This is a genomic window from Arsenicicoccus sp. oral taxon 190, from assembly GCF_001189535.1.
Taxonomy (GTDB): Bacteria; Actinomycetota; Actinomycetes; order Actinomycetales; family Dermatophilaceae; genus Arsenicicoccus.
Genome location: NZ_CP012070.1, coordinates 2,470,142 through 2,492,250, shown reverse-complemented (window position 1 = coordinate 2,492,250; position 22,109 = coordinate 2,470,142). Strand labels below are relative to the sequence as shown.

Below are 22,109 nucleotides of genomic sequence, written 5' to 3'. Positions count from 1 at the left end.
ACCGGTCGGGCCGTCACCTGCCCCGCCCCGGCCGACCGGCACCAGGGTCCCGATGCGTCTAGTCTTGTCCGTATGACGGACGCCACCGCGCAGCAGCCGGCTGCCTTCCTCGCCGAGCTGCAGCTGCTGCGCCGCGAGACGGACCGCCTCCTCGACACGGGCGGGCGGCTGGACGACGCGGCGCTGCAGGCCCCCAGCCTGTGCCGCGGTTGGACCCGCGCCCACGTGCTCAGCCACATCACCCGCAACGCCCGCGCCATGGGCAACCTGGTGGCGACCGTCGAGGGGACCCCCACCCCGATGTATCCCTCGCGCGCCGAGCGGGACGCCGACATCGAGCGCGGTGCCGGGGCGACGCGACAGACCCTCCTCGAGGAGCTGCGGACCTCTGCCGAGGAGCTCGGGGCCGCCTTCGCCGGCATGCCCCCCGCAGCCCTCGCGCAGAGCGCCCAGGCGGGCAACGACCCCGCCGCCATGACCCGGCTCACCGGCGCCGACCTGCCCGCCCACCGGCTGCGGGAGGTGGTGTGGCACCACGTGGACCTCGACGCCGGCTACACCTTCGCCGACGCGCCGGAGGCGGCGGTGCGGCGGTGGTTCGAGGAGGCCGTCGCTGACCTGCGCCAGAGCCCCGACGTGCCCGCCATGACGCTGCGCACCGACGAGCGCGACGTCGTCGCCTTCGGCGACGGCCGACCCACCGTCAGCGGACCCCGGGCCGGCCTGCTCCTGTGGCTCGTGCGTGACCGGCCCGACCAGGTCGCCGCGCCCCCACGAGACCAGCTCCCCCACCTCTCCCCCGACCACCAGGAGGACAACACGTGAGCACCTACTCCGGCGACGTCGCCCCCGGCGGCCCCAGCGACGTGCGGGACCTGCCGCACCTCGTGATCCGCAAGGCCGCCGTCTCGTCGATGCACAACAACGTCTACCTGCTGACCGACAAGGCCACCGGGCGGCAGCTGCTCATCGACGCCGCCGACGACGCCGGTCGCATCACCCGTCTCGTCCAGGAGGGCACCGGCCGGCTGGACCTGCTGGTCACCACCCACCAGCACTGGGACCACACCCGCGCCCTGAAGGACATCGTCGAGGACACCGGGGTGACCACCGCGGCGTCCGAGGCCGACGGGTCGGCGCTGCCGGTCCGCCCCGAGCGGGTGCTGGCGCACGGTGACACCATCGAGCTCGGCGAGAGCACGCTGCGCGTCATCGAGCTGCGGGGGCACACCCCCGGCGGCATCGCGCTGGCCTACGACGACCCCGAGGGCGACTCGCACCTCTTCACCGGCGACAGCCTCTTCCCGGGCGGCGTGGGCAACACCAAGAACCCCGGCCAGTCCTTCGACCAGCTGATCGACGACGTCGAGGACCGCATCTTCGGGGAGTACGACGACGCCGACTGGGTCTACCCCGGCCACGGCGGCGACACGACGCTCGGCGCCGAGCGGCCCAACCTCGACGAGTGGCGAGCCCGCCGCTGGTGAGCAAAACCGGTGAGCCGCCGGTGAGGCGGCCCGCCCCGGGAGGCGGGGGCGGCGGCATACGGCCCCCGGCGTCAGCCGGCCGCCAGGCCTACCGCTAGATTTGTCGCCGCACCCGACGTTCGCCGAAGAATTGTGTGGAGGAAGTGGTCTCATGCGCGCACTCGTGAAGCCCCATGCCGGTCCCGGGCTCGAGCTGCGGGAGGTTCCCGAGCCGCAGGTGGGGCCCGGCGAGGTCAAGGTGAGGGTGCTGCGGGCGGGCCTGTGCGGCACCGACCTGCACCTGGAGCAGTGGGACGACTGGGCGGCCTCGATGGTGCACCCCCCGATGACCATCGGGCACGAGTTCTACGGCGAGATCGTGGACATCGCCGACGACGTCTTCATCACGCACGGCTCCGGCGACCTGCAGGTCGGTCAGCGCTGCTCCGTGGAGGGCCACGTGGTCTGCGGGATGTGCCGCAACTGCCGGGCCGGCCGCCGCCACATGTGCCTCAACACGAGCAGCATCGGCGTCAACCGCGACGGCGCCTTCGCGGACTACGTCGTCGTCCCCGCGAGCAACGTGTGGGTGCAGCCGGACGGCATCGACCCCGAGCTCGGCGCGCTGTTCGACCCCTTCGGCAACGCCACGCACACCGCCCTGCAGTTCCCCATGGTCGGCGAGGACGTGCTGATCACGGGAGCCGGCCCCATCGGCGTCATGGCCGCCGCCATCGCCCGCCACGCCGGCGCGCGCCACGTCGTCGTGACCGACATGAGCGACTTCCGGCTGCGGCTCGCCGCGGGCGCCGGCGCCACCCGCACCGTCGACGTCAGCCGCGAGGACCTGCAGGACGTGCAGCGCGAGCTGGGGATGACCGAGGGCTTCGACCTGGGGCTGGAGATGTCGGGCGCCCCCGCGGCGATGCGCCAGATGATCGACAACTGCACCTTCGGCGCCAAGATCTCCATGCTCGGGCTGCCCAAGGAGGGCTTCCCCGTCGACTGGGGCAAGATCATCACGCACATGCTCACCATCAAGGGCATCTACGGCCGGGAGATGTTCGAGACCTGGTACCACATGACCTTCATGCTGCAGACCAGCGCGCAGCTGCGCGACGCCGTGCGGTCGGTCATCACCCACCGGGTGTCCCTCGAGGAGTGGCCGCAGGCGTGGGCGGCCGCCCGCTCCGGCGAGTGCGGCAAGGTCATCCTCGAGATCGCCGACTGACAACCCCTGCACGACAAGGAGATTCCGCTCATGTACCCCATCAAGGACGAGCTCGCCGCCACGCTGCAGGAGATCAAGGACGCGGGGCTGTGGAAGGCGGAGCGGCAGCTCACGGGCCCGCAGTCCGCCCACGTGACCACCGCGCAGGCCGACGCCCTCAACTTCTGCGCCAACAACTACCTGGGCCTGGCGGACCACCCCGAGGTGGAGCGCGCCGCCGCCGACGCGCTGCGCGAGTGGGGATTCGGTATGGCGAGCGTCCGGTTCATCTGCGGGACGCAGAGCCAGCACAAGCAGCTGGAGGCGGCGCTGTCGGACTTCCTCGGCACCGACGACACGATCCTCTACAGCTCCTGCTTCGACGCCAACGGCGGCGTCTTCGAGGTCCTCTTCGGCGCCGACGACGCCATCATCAGCGACGAGCTCAACCACGCCTCGCTCATCGACGGCATCCGGCTCTCCAAGGCGATGCGCCTGCGCTACAAGAACGCCGACATGGCCGACCTGCGGGCCCAGCTCGAGGCGGCGCGCGAGCGCGGGGCCCGGCGCGTCGTCGTCGTCACCGACGGGGTCTTCTCCATGGACGGCTACCTCGCTCCGCTGACCGAGATCTGCGACCTGGCCGAGGAGTTCGGCGCCATGGTGATGGTCGACGACTCGCACGCCGTCGGCTTCGTCGGTGACGGCGGCCGCGGCACCCCCGAGCACTTCGGCGTGATGGACCGGGTCGACATCCTGTCGGGGACGCTCGGCAAGGCGCTCGGGGGCGCCTCCGGCGGCTACATCAGCGCCCACCAGGAGATCGTGGACCTGCTGCGGCAGCGCTCGCGGCCCTACCTCTTCTCCAACGCGGTGGCGCCGTCGGTGGTCGCGGGCTCGCTCAAGGCCCTGGAGATCGCCCGGGACTCCGCCGAGCCGCGACAGGTGCTGCGCCGCAACGCCGAGCTGTTCCGGCAGCTCATGACCGACGCCGGTTTCGAGCTGCTGCCCGGGGAGCACGCCATCATCCCCGTGATGTTCCCGGGCGAGGACGGCGCCCGGCTGGCCGGTCAGGTGGCCGACGCCATGCTGACCCGGGGGGTCTACGTGATCCCCTTCAGCTACCCCGTCGTCCCGCAGGGCAAGGCCCGGATCCGCGTGCAGCTGTCCGCCGCCCACTCCGAGGACGACGTGCGGGCCTGCGTGGCGGCGTTCGAGGCAGCCCGGGACGACGCCACGGCCGGCTAGGAGCCTAGGAGCCGGTCAGGTAGCCCAGCACGGCCTCTCCGACGGCGGCGAGCGCTGGCAGGACGCTCACCGAGTAGTCCTGCCGGTGCCGCTCGTCGTACATCCCCGTCGCCGTGACCGCCACCGTCGCCCACGACCCGCCGGTCTCGACGAGGGCCACGTCGTGCCGCACCCCGGGCAGGTCGCCCGGCTTGGAACCCCGCACCACCCCGTCGGGCAGCAACGCCGTGACGCCATAAGCGTGCTGCTGCTCGGCCAGCAGCGCCAGGGCGAGCCGGGTCGAGGCCCCGCCGAGCACCTGACCGGCCCGCAGCGCTGCGAGCAGCCCCGCCTGGTCCGCGGCCGTGGTGGTGTTGTCGCGCCCGGACTCCGCGGCGGCCCGATCCCTCAGGTTCCGCGCGACCTGGGTGTGCTGCAGCCCGATCTCGCGGCCGGTCCGGGTGACCCGGTCGTGCCCGAGCAGATGCAGCAGCAGGTTGGCGGCGTCGTTGTCGGACAACGTGACCATGAGCCGCAGCAGCTCCACCACGGCCAGCTCCGTCACCGACGGCAGCAGCGAGAGCGCTCCCGACCCGCCGACCCGCTCCTCCGGGAGCTGCAGCGTCTGGTCCAGGCTGAGCCGGCCGCCGTCGACCTCACGCAGCGCCGCGACGAGCACCAGCACCTTGACGAGACTTGCCGCGGGCACCTCGCGGTCGGCGTCCCACCCCGCGACCACGCCGGTCGGCCCAACCACCTGGATGGACAGCCGGCCCGGGGCGTGCCGCACGATGTCCTTCAGATCCCGCTGGAGAGACTGGCTCGCGTCGATGACGGTCATGTGGGCAGTATGACGTCCATGCCCGCCTCCCCCGCCACCCGGTCCGGGGCGGACGCCCCTTCACCTCGCGCCGCGACGCCGCTGCTGCTCGTCCTCGCCGCGATCGTGTCCGTCCAGTTCGGCGGGGCACTGGCCGCGCTGCTGGTCGCGCACGTGGGCCCGGCCGCCACCGTGACGCTGCGGCTGGCCCTCGCGGTCCTGATCATGCTGGCCGTGTCCCGCCCTCGGCTGCGGGGCCACAGCCGCGCCGCGTGGCTCGCGGTGGTCGCGTTCGGGGTGAGCCTCGCGCTGATGAACTCCACGTTCTACGCCTCCCTCGCGCGGCTGCCGATCGGGGTGGCGGTGACCATCGAGTTCGTCGGTCCGCTGGCCCTCGCCGCGGTGCTCTCGCGGCGCCTCAGCGACGCCCTGGCGGTGACAGCGGCGCTCGGCGGGGTGGCGCTCATCTCCGGCGCGCTCACCGTCCCCTGGCACGAGCTGGACCACGTCGGCATCGCCTACGCGGCCGCGGCGGGGGCCTGCTGGGCGGCCTACATCCTGTGCAGCCAGCGGGTGGGGCACCACTTCCCCCAGCTCGAGGGCCTGACCCTGGCGATGATCGTCGCCGCGCTGCTCGTGGCACCCCTCGGCCTGGTCACCCTCGACCCGGCTCGGCTGTCGTGGGGCCTCCTCGGTGCGGGGCTGGGCGTGGCGCTGCTGTCCAGCGTGCTCCCCTACTCCTTCGAGCTGCTGGCGCTGCGCCGCCTGGACGCCCGGGTTTTCGGGGTCCTGCTGTCGCTCGAGCCCGCCACGGCCGCGCTGGCAGGCTTCGTGGTCCTTGGGCAGCGGCTGTCGCCGCTGCAGCTCGCCGGGATGGCGCTGGTCGTCGTCGCCAGCGCCATCGTCATGGGCGCCCGGCGCCGCGGCCCCGACCCGGCCGGGGACTCCGCCGAGGTCGGCTGAACCGGCGGGCCGTCAGCTGAGCCGGCCCGTCACGCCTCGCTGCCGGTCCGCTCGTCCCGGCGGGTCCGCCACAGGCTCGCCACGGTCGTGACGCCGAGGATGAGCACGATCATGCCGAGCGAGACGCCGATGGGGATCTCCGGGGCCCACTCGATGTGCTCGCCGCCGTTGACGAAGGGCAGCGTGTTCTCGTGCATGGCGTGCAGGATCAGCTTGATCCCGATGAAGGCGAGCAGCACCGCGAGGCCCAGCCCCAGGTAGACGAGCTTCTTCAGGAGGCCGCCGATGAGGAAGTAGAGCTGCCGCAGCCCCATCAGCGCGAAGATGTTGGCCATCAGCACGAGGAAGGGCTCCTTGGTGAGCCCGAAGATCGCGGGGATCGAGTCGAGCGCGAAGAGCAGGTCGGTGGTCCCGAGCGCCAGGATCACCAGGAACATCGGCGTGATGACGCGGCTGCCGTCGACCCGGGCGAAGAGCTTGGTCCCCTGCCACTCCTGGGTGGCGGGGAAGCGGGACGCCACCCACCGCGTGAAGGCGTTGTCCTCGTACTCGTCGTCGTCGCTCTCCCCCTCGAAGGCGAGCTTGACGGCGGTGTAGATGAGGAAGGCGCCGAACAGGTAGAACACCCAGGCGAACTGGTTGATCAGGCTGGCCCCGATCGCGATGAAGATGCCACGGAGCACCAGCGCGATCATGATGCCGATCATGAGCGCGGTCTGCTGGAGCTTCTCCGGCACCGCGAACTTGCTCATGATGATGAGGAAGATGAAGAGGTTGTCGACCGACAGGGAGTACTCCGTCAGCCAGCCGGCGAAGAACTGCAGACCGAAGTCGTGGCCCGCGAGCACCCAGACCCCGATGCCGAAGACGACGGCCGCGCCGACGTAGAACGCCAGGTAGCGCAGGCACTCCTTCATGCTCGGGGTGTGGGGGTGACGCGCCATGTGGATGACGTCGAAGATCAGGAAGGCAACGGTGATCCCGACGGACAGGATCCAGACCCAGACAGGGACGTTCACGGCAGGCGGCAGCCTTTCAGACGAGGGGGCAGGCGTCAGCAGACGCCGGAGGTCTCTCCCGCCCTGGGGGACCGGCGCCCCGGGCCCGAGCAGCTCGGACCGTGATGACGAGGCCACCGCGTTAGGGGATACTCCCCTCCGTGATCTCGCCATCCTCCCACAGATCATTCAGGTGAGTGTGCCGCGACCGCGTCGGCCGCAGTCGCGGCGGTCGCGGCGGCCACGTGGCGCGGGTCAGCGCGTCGCCTCGGTCATCTGACGCAGCTCCTTCTTGAGGTCGCCCAGCTCGTCACGCAGCCGCGCCGCCAGCTCGAAGTGCAGCTCGGTGGCGGCCTGGTGCATCTGCTGGGTGACCTCCTGGATCAGCTCGGCGAGCTCCGCGGCCGGCATCGACTGCGCCTGCTCGAGCAGCGCGCCCCGGTCTCCGGAGGTCGCGCCCGCCACGGCACCGCGCCCCTTGGTCTTGCCGCGCGACTGCCCGCGGCCGCTGCCGAGGAGAGCCTCGGTGTCGGCCTCCTCCTTGGCGATGAGGTCGGTGATGTCGGCGATGCGCTTGCGCAGCGGCTGGGGGTCGAGCCCGCGCTCGGTGTTGTAGGCGATCTGCTTCTGTCGGCGCCGGTTGGTCTCGTCGATGGCCTCCTGCATCGACGGGGTGATGGTGTCGGCATACATGTGGACCTGGCCGGAGACGTTGCGGGCCGCACGTCCGATGGTCTGGATCAGCGACCGGGTGGAGCGCAGGAAGCCCTCCTTGTCGGCGTCGAGGATGCTCACGAGCGAGACCTCGGGCAGGTCCAGGCCCTCGCGCAGGAGATTGATGCCGACGAGGACGTCGTACTCCCCCAGCCGCAGCTCGCGCAGCAGCTCCACGCGGCGCAGCGTGTCGACCTCGGAGTGCAGGTAGCGCACCCGCACCCCCTTGTCGAGCAGGTAGTCGGTGAGGTCCTCCGCCATCTTCTTGGTCAGCGTGGTCACCAGCACGCGCTCGTCCTTGGCCGTGCGCTGCCGGATCTCGTCCAGGAGGTCGTCGATCTGGCCCTTGGTCGGCTTGAGGACGATCTCGGGGTCGACCAGGCCGGTCGGTCGGATGATCTGCTCCACGACCCCGTCGCCCTTGGCGAGCTCGTAGGGCCCCGGGGTCGCCGACAGGTAGATGGTCTGCCCGATCCGCTCGAGGAACTCCTCCCACCGCAGCGGCCGGTTGTCCATGGCGCTCGGCAGCCGGAAGCCGTGGTCGACGAGCTGCCGCTTGCGGGACATGTCGCCTTCGTACATCGCGCCGATCTGCGGGACCGTCACGTGCGACTCGTCGATGACCAGCAGGAAGTCCTCCGGGAAGTAGTCCAGCAGGGTGTTGGGCGCCGAGCCCGGCGCTCGTCCGTCGATGTGCATCGAATAGTTCTCGATGCCCGAGCAAGTCCCGACCTGGCGCATCATCTCGATGTCGTAGGTAGTGCGCATCCGCAGCCGCTGCGCCTCGAGCAGCTTGCCCTGCTGCTCGAAGGTGGCGAGCTGGTGCTCGAGCTCGCGCTCGATCCCGCCGATGGCGCGCTCCATGCGCTCCTCGCCGGCGACGTAGTGGGTGGCGGGGAAGACATACATCTCCTGCTCCTCGCGCACCACCTCCCCGGTCAGCGGGTGCAGGGTGTAGAGCCGCTCGATCTCGTCGCCGAAGAACTCGATGCGGATCGCGAGCTCTTCGTACTGCGGGATGATCTCGACGGTGTCGCCGCGCACCCGGAAGGTGCCGCGGGTGAAGGACAGGTCGTTGCGGGAGTACTGCATCGTCACGAACTGCCGCAGCAGCTCGTCCCGCGCGATCTCCTGCCCCACCTTGAGCCGGACCATGCGATCGACATACTCCTGGGGGGTGCCGAGACCGTAGATGCACGAGACCGACGCCACCACGATGGTGTCGCGGCGGGTCAGCAGCGAGTTGGTGGCGCTGTGCCGCAGGCGCTCCACCTCGTCGTTGATCGAGGAGTCCTTCTCGATGTAGGTGTCCGTCTGCGGGATGTAGGCCTCGGGCTGGTAGTAGTCGTAGTAGCTGACGAAGTACTCGACCGCGTTGTCGGGCAGCAGCTCACGGAACTCGTTGGCCAGCTGGGCGGCCAGGGTCTTGTTGGGCGCCATCACCAGGGTGGGGCGCTGCACCTGCTCGATGAGCCAGGCGGTCGTGGCGGACTTGCCGGTGCCCGTGGCGCCCAGCAGCACGACGTCCTGCTCGCCCGCGTTGACCCGTCGCGCCAGGTCCGCGATGGCCGCCGGCTGGTCGCCGGAGGGGGAGAACTCGGAGACCACGTGGAAGGGCGCCACGCGGCGCTCGATGTCGGTCGTCGGTCGCATGGTGCCAGCCTAGGCCGCACCACTGACAGACCCCCTCGGAGCGGACGCCCCAGCTGCGCCGCAGACCTCAGGAGTGCCAGCCCGAGTGCCGCGCCCACGCCTGCATCCGCGGCCAGATGTGGTTGAACCACGGCTCCTTGGCCTCGGCATACTCGCTGGTGGTGGCGCACGTGGCCGCCAGCCGCTGCTTCTCCGCCAGGTAGTCCGCCCGTGCCTGCTCGTCGGCCCGCAGCCAGTCGCGGTAGAGCAGGGCGTACTGCCAGCCGGCGCCCTCGGTCTCGCGGACGTGCACGTGCACGACCCGCCCCGGGTCGCAGCTGCCGTGGAACCTCTTGACCCACATCGAGGGGTCGGGCACCTCGTCCTTGACGTTGTCCATGGTGTTGCCCGCCGACCGCGGGAAGCCCAGCGCCTCCAGCCGCTCGACGAACTCCGGGGCGTCGGCGTCGTGCAGGTCCGCCACACCGATCTGCAGGTCGATGACGTCCTTGCCCGCCAGACCGGGGACCGCCGTCGAGCCGATGTGCTCGATCTCGGGGACCAGCTCGCCCATCCCCCGGCAGATCCGCTCGATGAGCCGCTGCGCCTGCTGCGGCCAGGTCTCGTCGTAGTCGACCAGCGTCGGCACGTCCGGCCGCCGGGCCCGCACCCGCCCCCGCAGGTTGTGCTCGAAGGGCACCAGCCGGTCCTCCCAGAGCCGGTCGACCGACGCCACGAGGTCGTCCTCCGTGCCGGTGTTGTCCAGGAGGACGTCCGCGGCGGCGCGCCGCTGCTCGTCGCTCACCTGGTGCTCCATGCGAGCCCGCGCGTCGGCCTCGCTCATGCCGCGCTGCTCGACGAGGCGGCGCACCCGGTCCTCGGTGGGGGCGTCGACGACCACCACCAGGTGGTAGGCGGGCCCGAGGTGCTTCTCCACGAGCAGCGGCACGTCATGGACGATGATGGCGTCGTCGCCGGCTCCGTCCATGAGCTCGGCGGTGCGCGCGGCGATCAGGGGGTGCGTGATCTCCTCCAGCTCGCGGCGGCTGCGCTCGTCGCCGAAGACGACCGCGCCCAGCGCAGCCCGGTCCAGGGAGCCGTCCGGGCCCACCACCCCCGCTCCGAACCGCTCCTGCACGGCCCGCAACCCCGCACTGCCCGGGGCGACTATCTCGCGGGCCACCTGGTCCGCGTCGACCACCACGGCGCCCCGCTCCCGGAGCCGACGGGCCACCGTCGACTTGCCCGATCCGATACCTCCGGTGAGACCGATGCGCATCATGACCCGAGACTACTCGGGGTCGCCCCCACGCACCCGACCGGGCACCCGCCCGTATGTCGCCCGCGCCCGCCGGCCGACGAGGCCCGGGTCTCGCGCGCTCAGCGCACGAAGCGGTAGCCGTTGCGGGTGACGTCGAAGCCCTGCCCGGTGCCCGAGTCGCGGCACTCCACCCCGGTGTCGGTCACGGTGCAGCGCGTGGTGCCGACCGCCATGGAGCTGCCATGACCCAGCACGGCGAGACGGCCCTTGGGCATCGGCGGCTGCGTCGGCAGGTAGGCGTCGCGGCCGTTCTGCCACCAGGCGGTGTGGGGCGTCCCGAGCAGGGCCTGCTCGACCAGCGGCTCGACCACGCAGCCCTGGGCGGCGCGGCCGGCCGTGAGCCCGAGCACCGTCCTGCTCTCGCCCGGGCAGTCCGAGCGCGGGGCCATGGGGGCGAAGCCGGCCGGGGCGAAGGTGCAGCTCACCGACGTCCCCTCGCCGTTGGTCACCACGCAGACGGTGCGGCCGCTCGGGACGGCAAAGCCGAAGGACGCTCCCGTGGGGACCTGCACGACCCGGGTCACGCCGCCGACCACCCCGCCCCCGGGGGGAGTCCCCTGCGGCGTCCCCGGGGAGGTGCTGCTGGGGCTCGCCGAGGTCTCGCCGCCAGACGGGGTCGTGCTCGGGGTCGTGCCGGAGGTCGTGCTCGGGGTCGCGCCGGAGGTCGTGCCCGAGGCGGCGGGGCTCGACGCTGCGGGGCTCGACGCGGGCGCGCTCGCGCCGCTGGGAGTGGCCGGTCCGGCGGACTGCTGCTGGCCGCATCCTGTGAGGGCGACGAGTGCGGCAGCGACCAGGGCGGACGAGACAGTGGTGCGGCGGCGCATCGGGATCCCCTTCGAGCGATGGACGGCGGGTCGAGCATGGCCCGCCACGAGGTTGGACCTCGCAGCCTGCCACCTGGTTGCACTGCGCCGCGAAAGACGCTCTCACCAGCGGTTCCTCACGCGCGGACGGCCCCGCCCACCGTGATGGTGAGCGGGGCCGTCCGGGTCTCGGTCACGGCGTCGCGCCGCGGCCGAGGTGGGCTCAGTTGGAGCCGGTGAGCTTCTCGCGCAGCGCGGCCAGCGCCTCGTCGGAGGCCAGGGTGCCCTCGCCGGAGGACGCGGAGACGCTCTCCGAGACACCGCCGGAGGAGTAGGACGTCGGCGCGGCGTCGCCCGAGGTCGCAGCCTCGGCGTCGGCCTTGGCGGCCTCCTCGACCTGCGTCTTGTGGGCCTCCCACAGCGAGTGGGCCTCGGCGTACTGCTTCTCCCAGGCCTCGCGCTGCTTGTCGTAGCCCTCGAGCCACTCGTTGGTCTCGGGGTCGAAGCCCTCGGGGTACTTGTAGTTGCCCTGGTCGTCGTACTCGGCGGCCATGCCGTACTGCGTCGGGTCGAACTCGTCGGAGACGACGGACGCGTCGTTGGCCTGCTTGAGCGACAGCGAGATGCGGCGACGCTCAAGGTCGATGTCGATGACGCGGACGAAGATGTCGTCGCCCACGTTGACGACCTGCTCCGGCAGCTCCACGTGGCGCTCGGCCAGCTCGGAGATGTGGACCAGACCCTCGATGCCCTCCTCGACGCGCACGAACGCACCGAAGGGGACGAGCTTGGTGACCTTGCCCGGCACGACCTGGCCGATGGCGTGGGTGCGGGCGAAGTGCTGCCACGGGTCCTCCTGGGTCGCCTTCAGCGACAGGGAGACACGCTCGCGGTCCATGTCCACGTCGAGCACCTCGACGGTGACCTCCTGGCCGACCTCGACGACCTCGGACGGGTGGTCGATGTGCTTCCAGGACAGCTCGGAGACGTGGACGAGACCGTCGACGCCACCCAGGTCCACGAAGGCACCGAAGTTGACGATCGAGGACACGACACCGGACCGGACCTGGCCCTTGCCGAGCTCCTTGAGGAAGGTGGTGCGGACCTCGGACTGGGTCTGCTCCAGCCACGCACGGCGCGACAGGACCACGTTGTTGCGGTTCTTGTCGAGCTCGATGATCTTGGCCTCGATCTCCTTGCCGACGTACGGCTGGAGGTCGCGGACGCGACGCATCTCGACGAGCGAGGCGGGCAGGAAGCCGCGCAGCCCGATGTCGAGGATGAGGCCGCCCTTGACGACCTCGATGACGGTGCCGGTGACGACGCCGTCCTCCTCCTTGACCTTCTCCACCGTGCCCCAGGCGCGCTCGTACTGGGCGCGCTTCTTGGACAGGATCAGACGACCCTCCTTGTCCTCCTTCTGGAGGACCAGGGCCTCGACCTCGTCGCCCACGGAAACGACCTCGGACGGGTCGACGTCGTGCTTGATCGAGAGCTCGCGGCTCGGGATGACACCCTCGGTCATGTAACCGATGTCGAGCAGGACCTCGTCCCGGTCGACCTTGACGATGACACCGTCGACGATGTCTCCGTCGTTGAAGTACTTGATGGTCTCGTCGATCGCGGCGAGGAAGTCCTCCTCAGATCCGATGTCGTTGATCGCGACCTGAGGGGCGGTCTTTTCGACCGGGCTGGCAGTCATGTAGTAGGAACTCCGATGGTGGACAGGTTGAATAGGTGGGATCGTGCACGTGCCCCGGGCCGCCGGCTGGTGCGCGCGGTCACGCACGAGACACTCGTCCACCCTAACGGTCCTGTCACGCACCGGTCAAAGCAGGAGGTCGTATGACGAACGCCCACCGCGGCCGCTTCGCCGGTGTCAGCCGGCGGGACGCCGACCAGGGCGAGTCGGCCCGGGCCAACAAGGGCTGGTGGGACGCCGAGGCGGGCGACTACTACGCCGAGCACGGCGCCTTCCTGGGTGACGCCGACCTGGTGTGGGGCCCGGAGGGGCTGCGGGAGTCCGATGCCCGGATCCTCGGCCCGGCCGAGGCGCTCGTCGGGCTGCGGGTCCTTGAGGTCGGCGGTGGCGCGGCCCAGGGTGGCCGGTGGCTGGCGGAGCAGGGTGCGGTCGTGGTGTCGACGGACCTGTCGACGGGGATGCTCGCGCAGGCGCGCAGCATCGACGCGCGGCGGGCGGACGGCATACGGGCCGGCAACGTGGACGCGGGGAGCTCAGTGGGAACGGTGGGCGCGGCGCTCCCCCTGCTGGCGTGCGACGCAGCGGCGCTCCCCTTCGCGGACGCGAGCTTCGACCTGGTGATGACGGCGTACGGCGCGGTGCCGTTCGTCGCCGACTCGGCCGCGGTGATGCGGGAGGCGGCGCGTGTGCTGCGCCGGGGCGGTCGGTTCGTCTTCTCGACGACGCACCCGGTGCGGTGGGCCTTCCCGGACGTGCCGGGCGAGGCGGGGCTGACCGCGACCAGCTCCTACTTCGACCGCTCGCCGTACGTCGAGGAGGACGACCAGGGACGCGCGCTCTACGTCGAGCACCACCGCACCCTCGGCGACCGGGTCCGCGAGATCACGGCCGCGGGGCTGCGCCTGGTGGACCTCGTCGAGCCCGAGTGGCCGGCGGGGCACGATCAGGTGTGGGGCGGCTGGAGCCCGCTGCGGGGGCGGCTGATCCCCGGCAGCGCGATCTACGTGTGCGAGCGCCCGGCGTAGCCTGACGGCATGGCTCGTCACGTCCCCACGCCCCGGTGCCCCGTCCGGCCCGGCGAGCCCTGCGGGCTGTGCCACCCGGGGGCCACCGGGCCCGCCGACTGCGGCGTCGTCTACCTCGCCCTGTCCGACCCCGACCTGCGGGAGGCCTACCGCCTCGCCCGCGAGGCCGCACGCCGGGCCGCCGGGTAGCGGCAACCAGAGGGGCAGTCCACCCCCGGCCGGGAGGGGGCGCGGGCGGTCCGGCATACTCGCGGTCGTGGACACAAAGCCGTTTCCCTCAGACATCGAGATCGCGCGATCCGCTGATCTCGCCCCCATCCCCGAGGTCGCCGCCACCGTCGGCATCGACGCCTCGCACCTGATCCCCTACGGCCCGCACGTGGCCAAGGTGGAGCTCGCCGTCATCGACGAGATGCGGGACCTGCCCGACGCGAAGTACGTCGTGGTCACCGCCATCACCCCCACCCCGCTCGGCGAGGGCAAGACCACCACGGCGGTCGGCCTCGCCCAGGGCCTGGCGCGCATCGGCCGCAAGCCGGTCCTGGCGCTGCGACAGCCCTCCCTCGGGCCCGTTTTCGGGGTCAAGGGCGGCGCGGCCGGCGGCGGCTACAGCCAGATCGTCCCGATGGAGATGCTCAACCTGCACCTCACGGGCGACTTCCACGCCATCACCGCGGCGCACAACCTGCTCGCCGCGATGGTCGCCAACCACCTGCACTTCGGCAACGAGCTCGGGCTCGACGACATCCAGTGGCGCCGGGTCATGGACGTCAACGACCGCTCGCTGCGGCACATCATCGAGGGCTGCGGCGCCAAGACCGACGGCGTGACGCGCCAGGCCGGATTCGACATCACCGCGGCGTCCGAGGTCATGGTCATCATGGCCCTCGCCACCTCGCTGCGGGACCTGCGCGAGCGCCTCGGCCGCATCGTCGTCGGCTTCACCAAGGACAAGAAGCCCGTCACCGCGGAGCAGATCGGCGCGGCGGGCGCGATGTGCGTGCTGCTCAAGGACGCCCTCAAGCCCAACCTGATGCAGACCCTGGAGCACACCCCGGCCTTCATCCACACCGGCCCCTTCGGCAACATCGCCATCGGCAACTCCTCGATCATCGCCGACCGCGTCGGCATCAAGGCCGGCGACATCCTCCTGACCGAGGCGGGGTTCGCCGCCGACATGGGCGCCGAGCGGTTCTTCAACGTCAAGTGCCGCGCCGCCGGGCTCACCCCGCAGGCCGCCGTGCTCGTCGCCACGGTCCGGGCCCTCAAGTCCCACTCCGGGCGCTACGAGGTCAAGGCCGGCAAGCCGCTGCCCGAGGGGATGCTGCTCGAGTCGCCCGAGGACGTCGAAGCGGGCTGCGACAACCTGCGCAAGCATATCCAGATCATCCAGGACTTCGGGGTGCAGCCGGTCGTCGCCATCAACGCCTTCCCCACCGACCACCCGTCCGAGCACGCGGTGATCCGACGCGTCGCGGAGGAGATGGGCGCGCGCTGCGCCGTGTCCACCCACGTCAAGGACGGCGGCGCCGGCGCCGAGGACCTCGCCCGCACGGTCGTCGAGGCCTGCAACGACGAGGTCCACTTCACCCCGACCTACGACTTCGAGGACTCCCTGGAGACCAAGATCCGCAAGGTCGCCACCAAGGTGTATGGCGCCAACGGGATCTCGCTCGACCCCGCCGCGGCCAAGGCCCTCGCGATGTACACCGACCAGGGCTACGGCCACCTGCCCGTGCTCATCGCCAAGACCCAGATGTCGCTGTCCCACGACCCGACCCTCAAGGGCGCGCCGCGCGGCTGGACGCTGCCGGTGCGCGAGGTGCGGCTCGCCGCCGGAGCCGGCTACGTCTACGCGATCTGCGGGTCGATGATGACGATGCCGGGCCTGTCGAAGTCCCCCGCCGCGATGCGCATCGACATCGACGCCGACGGCAACACGGTGGGGCTCTTCTAGCAGCCGCTCCCCCGCCGCCGGGGGCCGTATGCCGCGCCCGCCGTCTCAGTCCGCAGGGTCGGACGGCGGGGGCTGCCCGGCGTCCTCGTGGGGCAGCCGCTGGGACGACGGGCCCTGCCCGGCGTCCTTGCGGGGCACCCGCTGGTCCTCCCGGACCCCCGTCGCCTGACCGGTGTGGACCGCGGCCCGGCTCAGCAGGTGGGAGGACACCGGGGCCGTCGCCAGCTGGAAGACCGCGACGAGCAGCAGCATCCCGACGTCCAGCCCGGCGTGCCGGCCGACCCCGACCCCGAGCAGGACGAGCAGCAGCCCGAGGGTCTGCGGCTTGGTCGCCGCGTGCATCCGGGACAGCAGGTCGGGGAACCTCACCAGCGCGATCGCCGCGCACAGGCAGAGCATCGACCCGAGCGTGAGGAAGACGAGGGCGACGACGTCCGCCACGTGGTCGGGGTTCATCGGCTGCTCCCGTCGTCCTCGACCCCGCGGTCCTCCGCGAAGCCGCTGGGGAAGGTGGCCTCGTCGGCCTTGTCCGGCGGGGCGGCCGCGTCGGTGTCCCCGGCCACGAACCGGGACACCGCCACCGTCGCCACGAAGCCCACCAGGGACAGCGACACCAGGATCGGCAGCGTCGTCGAGTGCTCCCCGACGACCGCCTCCACCCCGAGCGCGCAGATGACGATGCTGATCAGCAGGTCGCTGGCCAGCGTGCGGTTGAGCACCGTCGGGCCGGTGACGAGCCGCCATACGGCCAGGAGGGCGGAGACGAGCAGCATCGACACGATCAGCACCACGAGGACGGTCACCGGGCCACCTCCTCACGACCGAGGGCGCGGCGCACCCGACGCTCCAGCCGGCCCACCCGGTCGCGCTCGGCCTGCAGGTCGGCGGGGTCGCTGCGGTCCAGCACGTGCATGACGAGGATCCCGTCCTCCGGCTCGAGGTCGACGACGACGGTGCCGGGCACCAGGGAGGTGAGCTCGGCCACCGCGGTGCGCAGCAGGTCGTCCCGCTCGGTCAGCTGCACCTCGATGACGGTGCCCTTGCTGATCGGCCGGGGCCGGACCGCGAGCCAGGCGACCCAGACGCTGGCGACGACGAGGTCACGCAGGAAGGCACCCAGCAGCACGAGGAAGCCCCACGGGTGCACCCGCACCCCGGACATGACCCGCGGCAGCGGGAAGAGGAGCTGCACCACCACGGCGACCGCGAGCCCCGCAACCACGTTGCCCCAGGACACGTTGCCCCAGAGCAGGATCCAGACGACGGCCAGGCCGACGGTCGGCGTCAGCCGCATGCGTCCGCTCACGGGTGACCACCTCCCAGCACGTCTCGGGCGTAACCGGCGCGGTCGGCCAGCTGGGCGGCGGCGGCATCCGTGATGCCGTAGAGCGGGCCCGCCACGAGCGTGATCGCGACGGTCACCGCCACCAGGGCGGTCGTGGGGACGACCGCGCCGAGCGGCAGCGGCCGGGCGGCGATGGCGCGGGCCGCGGCCTCGCCGGTGACGACCTCGCCGTCCTGGCCGTCGCCGATCGACACAGCGCGCGGCGCCCGCCAGAAGACGCGGCCCCACACCCGGCTGATGGCGTAGAGCGTCAGCAGGCTGGTGACCACCGACCCGGCCACCAGCGTGAACGCCAGCGGCGTGCCCGCGTCGACGCCGGCCTGGATGAGCCCCACCTTGCCGAGGAAGCCGGACAAGGGCGGGATGCCGGCGAGGTTCATGGCCGGGATGAAGAACAGCAGCGCCAGGCCCGGGGCGAGCCGCCCCAGCCCTCCGAGGTGGCTCAGCGAGGTCGACCCGGCCCTCGACTCCACCAGCCCGGTGACCAGGAAGAGCGCGGTCTGGATGGTGATGTGGTGCGCCGCGTAGAAGATTGCCGCGGACATGCCCGCCCGGTTGGCCACGGCGATGCCGAAGACGAGGTAGCCGATGTGGGACACGAGGGTGAAGGACATCAGCCGCTTCATGTCGTCCTGCGCCACCGCGCCCAGGATCCCCACCAGCATCGTGAGCAGGCCGGCCCACATCAGGACCGTGTCCAGGCGACCGTCGGGGAAGAGCAGGGTCTCGGTGCGGATGATCGCGTAGACGCCGACCTTGGTCAGCAACCCCGCGAAGACCGCCGTGACCGACGCCGGGGCCGTCGGGTAGGAGTCCGGCAGCCAGCCGGACATCGGGAAGACCGCGGCCTTGATGCAGAAGCCCAGCAGCAGCATGCCGTGCAGCAGCCCCTGCTGGCCGGACGGCAGGGCGTCCAGCCGCCCGGCGAGCTCGGCGAGGTTGACGGTGCCGGTGGCGGCATACACCAGGGCGATCGCCACCAGGAAGACCAGGGACGAGAGGAGGTTGACCACGACGTAGTGGGCGCCCGCCCGCACCCGCGGGGCGGTCCCGCCGAGGGTGAGCAGGACGAAGCTCGCGAAGAGGAGCATCTCGAAGCCCACGTAGAGGTGGAACAGGTCGCCGGAGACGAAGGTCGTGGACACGCCCGCCGACAGGACCAGCATCGTCGGGTGGAAGATCGGCAGCGAGCGCTCGCTGTCGCTCTCGGTGTCGTCGGCGGCCCGGCCCTGCCCGATCGCGCAGAGCATCACCGCGAGCGTGACGACCGAGGAGACCAGCAGCATCAGCGCCGACAGCCGGTCGACCACGAGGGTGATGCCGTCGGCCGGGGGCCAGCCACCGACCCGGACCACCTGGGTGCCCCGGGTGTGGGCCGCCCACAGCAGCAGCGCCGCGGCCACGACCGACGTGGTGAGCACGACGGTGCTGATCAGCCGCTGGGTGCCGCGGTGCCCGGAGGCCACCACCGTGAGCCCGGCGCCCACCAGCGGCAGCACCACCGGCAGCGGCACGAGGTCGGTGGGGGTCATCGGTGTGCCTCTTCGTCGGTCACGGCGTCGGCCAGGGCGTGCGGGTCGCTGGTGTCCTGGTAGTCGGTGTCTGGCACGGCGTTGGTCTCGGCCAGCTGCCCGATCCTGGTGTCCTCGGGGTCGTCCTCGACGTTGTCGCTGGACGACAGCTGCCAGGCCCGGTGGGCCAGGGCCAGGCAGTATGCCGTCACCGCCAGCGTGATGACGATCGCCGTCAGGACCATCGCCTGCGGGAGCGGGTCGGAGATGCCGCCGGCGCCGATGGTGACCGAGGCCGCGGACTCCTTGGAGACGATCGGGGCCCGACCGGGTGCTCCCGACGCCACGAGGAAGACGACGTTGACGCCGTTGCTCATGAGCAGCACGCCGAGCAGCGCCCGGACCAGGCTGCGGGCCATCAGCAGCACGACGCCGGAGCCGAAGAGCACGCCCGCGAGCAGGGCGAGGGTGAGGTTGACGGTCATGGCGACGCCTCCTCGTGGGTCGCGACGGTGTGGTCGTCGGGGTCGGAGGCCTCGGCGATCTGCCGGTCCAGCGCGGACCCGAGGGCCCGGAGGATGTCCAGCATCAGCCCGATGACCACGAGGTAGACGCCGAGGTCGAAGAAGACCGAAGACACCAGGTGCAGGTGCCCGATCAGCGGCAGGTCGAGGTCGGCGTCCCAGCTCTGCAGCACCGAGCCCCCGACCAGCATCGAGACGAACCCGAAGCCGGCGGACAGGAAGAGCCCGGTGCCGAGCAGGGCGCCCGGCATGAGCGGAAGGGCCAGCCGCAGCTCCACGCGGCCGCCGGCGAGGTAGCGGACGGTCAGCGCCAGCCCGGCCACCAACCCGGCCGCGAAGCCGCCCCCGGGGTTGTTGTGCCCGGCGAAGAGCAGGAACACCGACCACACCATGATCACGGGGAAGAGCAGCCGGGTGACGACGGCGAAGATCAGCGACGGCTCCCCCGGGCGGTCCTTGACGGGGGTCGCCAGCCAGCCGGGGGGCCGCGGCGGCTCGTCCGGGTGCGGGCGCCCGGCCTGATGCAGGCTGCGGCGGGCCTCGCTGAGCCGTCGTCGGGTCGCGGTCACGCGGGCCTGGCTGATGTAGATGAGGCTGGCGACGCCGGTGGCGGCCACCACCACGACGGAGATCTCCCCCATCGTGTCCCACGCCCGGATGTCCACCAGGGCGACGTTGACGGTGTTCTCGCCGCCGCCGAAGGTCGTCGCCTCGACGGGCCACCCGACCGACCCGGCCGGCGCCGTGCGAGCGCCGGCGGCGGCGAGCGCGGCACCGCACACCAGCACCCCGGAGACGACGCCGAGGGCGATCCGCAGGCTGCGGTTGCCGCGGGAGGGGTCGTCGTTGAACTTCCCGCTGAGCCGCCGCAGCACGAGCACGAAGACGACGATGGAGACGGTCTCGACCAGGACCTGCGTGAGCGCGAGGTCCGGGGCGCCGTGCAGGAGGAAGAGGACGGCCACGCCGTAGCCGGTGGCCCCCACGAGGAAGACGCCGCGCAGCCGGCGCCGGGATCGCACCGCGGCGACGGCCGCGACCGTGATCACGAGCGCCACCCCGGCCTGGGCGGGCGTGTCCCACCAGCGCAGCGCCGGCCGCTGCTGGACGCCGAGGAGCCCGGACACGGTCAGCCCGGCGAAGACCACGAGGATCAGCCCGAGCGTCAGGGGCAGCGAACCGCGCTGCAGACCACCGGTGACCTCGATCGACCCGCGGTCCAGGGCGCGCATGACGACGCGGTAGGCCGACACCGCGGCGGGAGGGTGCGGCAGCGCCCGCTGCACCCGCTCGACGGACGTCCGCACGGCCACCAGGGCCAGTCCCGCGAGCACGGTGAGGACGGTCAGCCACAGGGCTGGTGTGAGACCGTGCCACAGCCCCAGGTGGATCGGGTGGTCCCCCTCGGGCCACGCGGCGGCGTAGCCCTCGAGGAGGTGCTGCGCCTGGCCCAGGAAGGGGCTCGCGATCACGCTCAGGGCCCCGAGCACAGCCGGTATGGCGACCACGGGCGCGGGCAGCGCGTGGTAGTCGGTGGGGCGCTGCCCCGGCACGTCGCTCCAGGCCCCCAGGACGAACCGTGCGCTGTAGGCCAGGGTGAGGATCGAGCCCGTCACGAGGACGGCGAGCACCGGGCGGCTCCACGGCTGGGTGCCGTGCCAGAAGGTCTCGTAGACCGCCTCCTTGCCGACGAAGCCCAGGGTGGGAGGCAGGCCGGCCATCGAGACGGCGCACGCGGTGGAGGCGAGCCACACGGCCGGCATCCGGTGCCGCAGGCCGCTCAGCCGCCGGATGTCGCGGGTCCCGGTCGCGTGGTCGATCGCGCCGACGGACAGGAACAGCCCTGCCTTGAAGACGGCGTGGGCGACGAGCATGGCGAGGCCGGCATACGCCGCCTCGGCGGAGCCGGTGCCGACCAGGACGATCAGGAAGCCCAGCTGGGAGACGGTGCCGTAGGCCAGGAGCAGCTTGAGGTCCACCTGCCGCAGCGCCCGGTAGCCACCGATCAGCATCGTGAGGCAGCCCAGCGTCAGCACGACGGGGTGCCAGCTGGGCGACGTGGCGAAGCCGGGGGCGAGCCGCGCCACGAGGTAGACGCCCGCCTTGACCATGGCGGCGGCGTGCAGGTAGGCGCTGACCGGGGTGGGCGCCGCCATGGCGCCGGGGAGCCAGAAGTGGAAGGGCACCAGCGCCGACTTGCTGACGGCGCCGACGAGGAGCAGCACCACGGCGACGGGGATCGTGCCCCCTGAGGGGGGTGCCGCGAGGATCGCCGAGAGCGAGTAGGTGCCGGCGGCCTGGCCCACCATGACGATGCCCACGAGCATCGCGAGCCCACCGGCGGTCGTGACGACGAGCGCCTGCGTCGCGGCGTTGCGGCTGTCCTCGAGCTGCGACTGGTGGCCGACGAGCAGGTAGGACAGGACCGTCGTCAGCTCCCAGAAGAGGTAGAGGAGCAGCAGGTCGTCGCTGAGGACCAGCCCCGTCATGGCCCCCGCGAAGGCGGTGAGGTGGGCCGCGAACCGGTCCAGCCCCGGCTCGTCGTCCTCGAAGTAGCCGGCGCAGTAGATGAGCACCATCGCGCCCACGATCCCGACGACCAGGCACATCAGCCAGGCCAGGGAGTCCATCCGCAGCGTGATGCTGAGGTGCAGCGACGGGACCCAGTCGAGGCGCTCGACGGGTCCGGTGCCGCCGCGGGCGTCGGCGGTGCGCGCCAGCGCGTAGCCCGCGGTGGCGACCGAGGGCAGGGCGAGCGCCCAGAAGGCCCGCCGTCCCCACCACCGCACCAGCAGGGGGGCACCGACGGCTGCGAGCAGGTGCAGGCAGACCAGGACGAGCATCGAGCTCCTTGGGAGGCGGGGGTTGGGCCAGTCTAGGAGGAGGCCCTG

The 22,109-nt window shown here is 71.9% G+C and carries 20 protein-coding genes; 8 read left to right on the top strand and 12 right to left on the bottom strand.

The window, feature by feature from the left end; all coding sequences use genetic code 11:
• Positions 1-72 precede the first annotated feature (72 nt).
• The 4 genes from ADJ73_RS11530 to ADJ73_RS11515 all read left to right on the top strand — a co-directional run bounded on the left by ADJ73_RS11530 (position 73) and on the right by ADJ73_RS11515 (position 3,924).
• A complete protein-coding gene (locus tag ADJ73_RS11530; RefSeq protein ID WP_050348381.1) occupies positions 73-825 on the top strand; it encodes a maleylpyruvate isomerase family mycothiol-dependent enzyme in 753 nt (250 codons plus the stop codon).
• A complete protein-coding gene (locus ADJ73_RS11525; RefSeq protein WP_050348380.1) occupies positions 822-1,487 on the top strand; it encodes an MBL fold metallo-hydrolase in 666 nt (221 codons plus the stop codon). Before ADJ73_RS11530 ends, ADJ73_RS11525 begins: the two co-directional genes overlap by 4 nt.
• A gap of 151 nt (positions 1,488-1,638) precedes the next feature.
• Positions 1,639-2,697, top strand: coding sequence for an L-threonine 3-dehydrogenase (gene tdh, locus ADJ73_RS11520; RefSeq protein ID WP_050348379.1), 1,059 nt, complete (start codon positions 1,639-1,641; stop codon positions 2,695-2,697).
• Between the two features lie 30 nt (positions 2,698-2,727).
• Positions 2,728-3,924, top strand: coding sequence for a glycine C-acetyltransferase (locus ADJ73_RS11515; protein WP_050348378.1), 1,197 nt, complete (start codon positions 2,728-2,730; stop codon positions 3,922-3,924).
• Positions 3,925-3,928: 4 nt separating this feature from the next.
• On the opposite strand, the gene ADJ73_RS11510 is transcribed toward ADJ73_RS11515, so the two are convergent.
• Positions 3,929-4,744 (bottom strand): serine hydrolase, encoded by an 816-nt coding sequence (locus ADJ73_RS11510; RefSeq protein ID WP_050348377.1) that lies wholly within the window; start codon positions 4,742-4,744, stop codon positions 3,929-3,931.
• 18 nt (positions 4,745-4,762) lie between these two features.
• On the opposite strand from ADJ73_RS11510, the gene ADJ73_RS11505 reads away from it, so the two are divergent.
• Entirely contained in the window at positions 4,763-5,686 is a 924-nt protein-coding gene (locus ADJ73_RS11505; protein ID WP_050349418.1) for an EamA family transporter, read from the top strand.
• 29 nt (positions 5,687-5,715) lie between these two features.
• Here the strand turns inward: ADJ73_RS11505 and ADJ73_RS11500 are convergent, their stop codons facing one another.
• The 5 genes from ADJ73_RS11500 to rpsA form a co-directional block, all read right to left on the bottom strand.
• The gene (locus tag ADJ73_RS11500) at positions 5,716-6,705 is read right to left on the bottom strand and encodes a TerC family protein (RefSeq protein ID WP_050348376.1); all 990 of its coding nucleotides are present in this window, start codon (positions 6,703-6,705) and stop codon (positions 5,716-5,718) included.
• A 234-nt stretch (positions 6,706-6,939) separates the two neighbouring features.
• A complete protein-coding gene (gene uvrB, locus ADJ73_RS11495) occupies positions 6,940-9,051 on the bottom strand; it encodes an excinuclease ABC subunit UvrB (protein WP_050348375.1) in 2,112 nt (703 codons plus the stop codon).
• A gap of 67 nt (positions 9,052-9,118) precedes the next feature.
• A complete protein-coding gene (gene coaE / locus ADJ73_RS11490) occupies positions 9,119-10,312 on the bottom strand; it encodes a dephospho-CoA kinase (protein WP_050348374.1) in 1,194 nt (397 codons plus the stop codon).
• A gap of 98 nt (positions 10,313-10,410) precedes the next feature.
• The gene (locus ADJ73_RS17005; RefSeq protein ID WP_156188215.1) at positions 10,411-11,175 is read right to left on the bottom strand and encodes a hypothetical protein; all 765 of its coding nucleotides are present in this window, start codon (positions 11,173-11,175) and stop codon (positions 10,411-10,413) included.
• Positions 11,176-11,377: 202 nt separating this feature from the next.
• Entirely contained in the window at positions 11,378-12,856 is a 1,479-nt protein-coding gene (gene rpsA, locus ADJ73_RS11475; protein ID WP_050348371.1) for a 30S ribosomal protein S1, read from the bottom strand.
• A gap of 143 nt (positions 12,857-12,999) precedes the next feature.
• Between rpsA and ADJ73_RS11470 the strand changes: the two genes are divergently transcribed.
• The 3 genes from ADJ73_RS11470 (at position 13,000) to ADJ73_RS11460 (ending at position 15,838) form a co-directional block, all read left to right on the top strand.
• Positions 13,000-13,881 (top strand): class I SAM-dependent methyltransferase, encoded by an 882-nt coding sequence (locus ADJ73_RS11470; RefSeq protein ID WP_050348370.1) that lies wholly within the window; start codon positions 13,000-13,002, stop codon positions 13,879-13,881.
• A gap of 9 nt (positions 13,882-13,890) precedes the next feature.
• Entirely contained in the window at positions 13,891-14,070 is a 180-nt protein-coding gene (locus ADJ73_RS11465) for a DUF6767 domain-containing protein (RefSeq protein WP_050348369.1), read from the top strand.
• Positions 14,071-14,137: 67 nt separating this feature from the next.
• Complete coding sequence (locus ADJ73_RS11460) at positions 14,138-15,838, top strand: formate--tetrahydrofolate ligase (RefSeq protein WP_050348368.1); 1,701 nt, start codon at positions 14,138-14,140, stop codon at positions 15,836-15,838.
• A gap of 45 nt (positions 15,839-15,883) precedes the next feature.
• Here the strand turns inward: ADJ73_RS11460 and mnhG are convergent, their stop codons facing one another.
• Genes mnhG through ADJ73_RS11430 form a run of 6 tightly spaced genes read right to left on the bottom strand, consistent with a single transcriptional unit; the run spans position 15,884 to position 22,061 of the window.
• Positions 15,884-16,294 (bottom strand): monovalent cation/H(+) antiporter subunit G, encoded by a 411-nt coding sequence (gene mnhG, locus ADJ73_RS11455; protein ID WP_082176948.1) that lies wholly within the window; start codon positions 16,292-16,294, stop codon positions 15,884-15,886.
• Positions 16,291-16,641, bottom strand: coding sequence for a monovalent cation/H+ antiporter complex subunit F (locus ADJ73_RS11450; protein ID WP_253272559.1), 351 nt, complete (start codon positions 16,639-16,641; stop codon positions 16,291-16,293). The genes mnhG and ADJ73_RS11450 overlap by 4 nt, the downstream gene beginning before the upstream one ends.
• A complete protein-coding gene (locus ADJ73_RS11445; protein WP_050348367.1) occupies positions 16,638-17,144 on the bottom strand; it encodes a Na+/H+ antiporter subunit E in 507 nt (168 codons plus the stop codon). Before ADJ73_RS11445 ends, ADJ73_RS11450 begins: the two co-directional genes overlap by 4 nt.
• Positions 17,141-18,715: a Na+/H+ antiporter subunit D gene (locus ADJ73_RS11440; protein WP_050348366.1), complete on the bottom strand. Its 1,575-nt coding sequence runs from the start codon at positions 18,713-18,715 to the stop codon at positions 17,141-17,143. The genes ADJ73_RS11445 and ADJ73_RS11440 overlap by 4 nt, the downstream gene beginning before the upstream one ends.
• Complete coding sequence (locus ADJ73_RS11435; protein ID WP_050348365.1) at positions 18,712-19,179, bottom strand: Na(+)/H(+) antiporter subunit C; 468 nt, start codon at positions 19,177-19,179, stop codon at positions 18,712-18,714. The genes ADJ73_RS11440 and ADJ73_RS11435 overlap by 4 nt, the downstream gene beginning before the upstream one ends.
• Positions 19,176-22,061, bottom strand: a complete 2,886-nt coding sequence (locus ADJ73_RS11430; RefSeq protein WP_050348364.1) for a Na+/H+ antiporter subunit A — start codon at positions 22,059-22,061, stop codon at positions 19,176-19,178. The genes ADJ73_RS11435 and ADJ73_RS11430 overlap by 4 nt, the downstream gene beginning before the upstream one ends.
• Positions 22,062-22,109: the final 48 nt, after the last annotated feature.

Excerpts from the sequence above, each read along its gene's own strand:
- rpsA (WP_050348371.1), bottom strand. The coding sequence starts at position 12,856 with ATGACTGCCAGCCCGGTCGAAAAGACCGCCCCTCAGGTCGCGATCAAC.
- ADJ73_RS11530 (WP_050348381.1), top strand. The coding sequence starts at position 73 with ATGACGGACGCCACCGCGCAGCAGCCGGCTGCCTTCCTCGCCGAGCTG.
- ADJ73_RS11505 (WP_050349418.1), top strand. The coding sequence starts at position 4,763 with ATGCCCGCCTCCCCCGCCACCCGGTCCGGGGCGGACGCCCCTTCACCT.
- ADJ73_RS11510 (WP_050348377.1), bottom strand. The coding sequence starts at position 4,744 with ATGACCGTCATCGACGCGAGCCAGTCTCTCCAGCGGGATCTGAAGGAC.
- uvrB (WP_050348375.1), bottom strand. The coding sequence starts at position 9,051 with ATGCGACCGACGACCGACATCGAGCGCCGCGTGGCGCCCTTCCACGTG.
- ADJ73_RS11430 (WP_050348364.1), bottom strand. The coding sequence starts at position 22,061 with ATGCTCGTCCTGGTCTGCCTGCACCTGCTCGCAGCCGTCGGTGCCCCC.
- mnhG (WP_082176948.1), bottom strand. The coding sequence starts at position 16,294 with ATGAACCCCGACCACGTGGCGGACGTCGTCGCCCTCGTCTTCCTCACG.
- coaE (WP_050348374.1), bottom strand. The coding sequence starts at position 10,312 with ATGATGCGCATCGGTCTCACCGGAGGTATCGGATCGGGCAAGTCGACG.
- tdh (WP_050348379.1), top strand. The coding sequence starts at position 1,639 with ATGCGCGCACTCGTGAAGCCCCATGCCGGTCCCGGGCTCGAGCTGCGG.
- ADJ73_RS11470 (WP_050348370.1), top strand. The coding sequence starts at position 13,000 with ATGACGAACGCCCACCGCGGCCGCTTCGCCGGTGTCAGCCGGCGGGAC.
- ADJ73_RS11465 (WP_050348369.1), top strand. The coding sequence starts at position 13,891 with ATGGCTCGTCACGTCCCCACGCCCCGGTGCCCCGTCCGGCCCGGCGAG.
- ADJ73_RS17005 (WP_156188215.1), bottom strand. The coding sequence starts at position 11,175 with ATGCGCCGCCGCACCACTGTCTCGTCCGCCCTGGTCGCTGCCGCACTC.
- ADJ73_RS11440 (WP_050348366.1), bottom strand. The coding sequence starts at position 18,715 with ATGACCCCCACCGACCTCGTGCCGCTGCCGGTGGTGCTGCCGCTGGTG.
- ADJ73_RS11435 (WP_050348365.1), bottom strand. The coding sequence starts at position 19,179 with ATGACCGTCAACCTCACCCTCGCCCTGCTCGCGGGCGTGCTCTTCGGC.
- ADJ73_RS11515 (WP_050348378.1), top strand. The coding sequence starts at position 2,728 with ATGTACCCCATCAAGGACGAGCTCGCCGCCACGCTGCAGGAGATCAAG.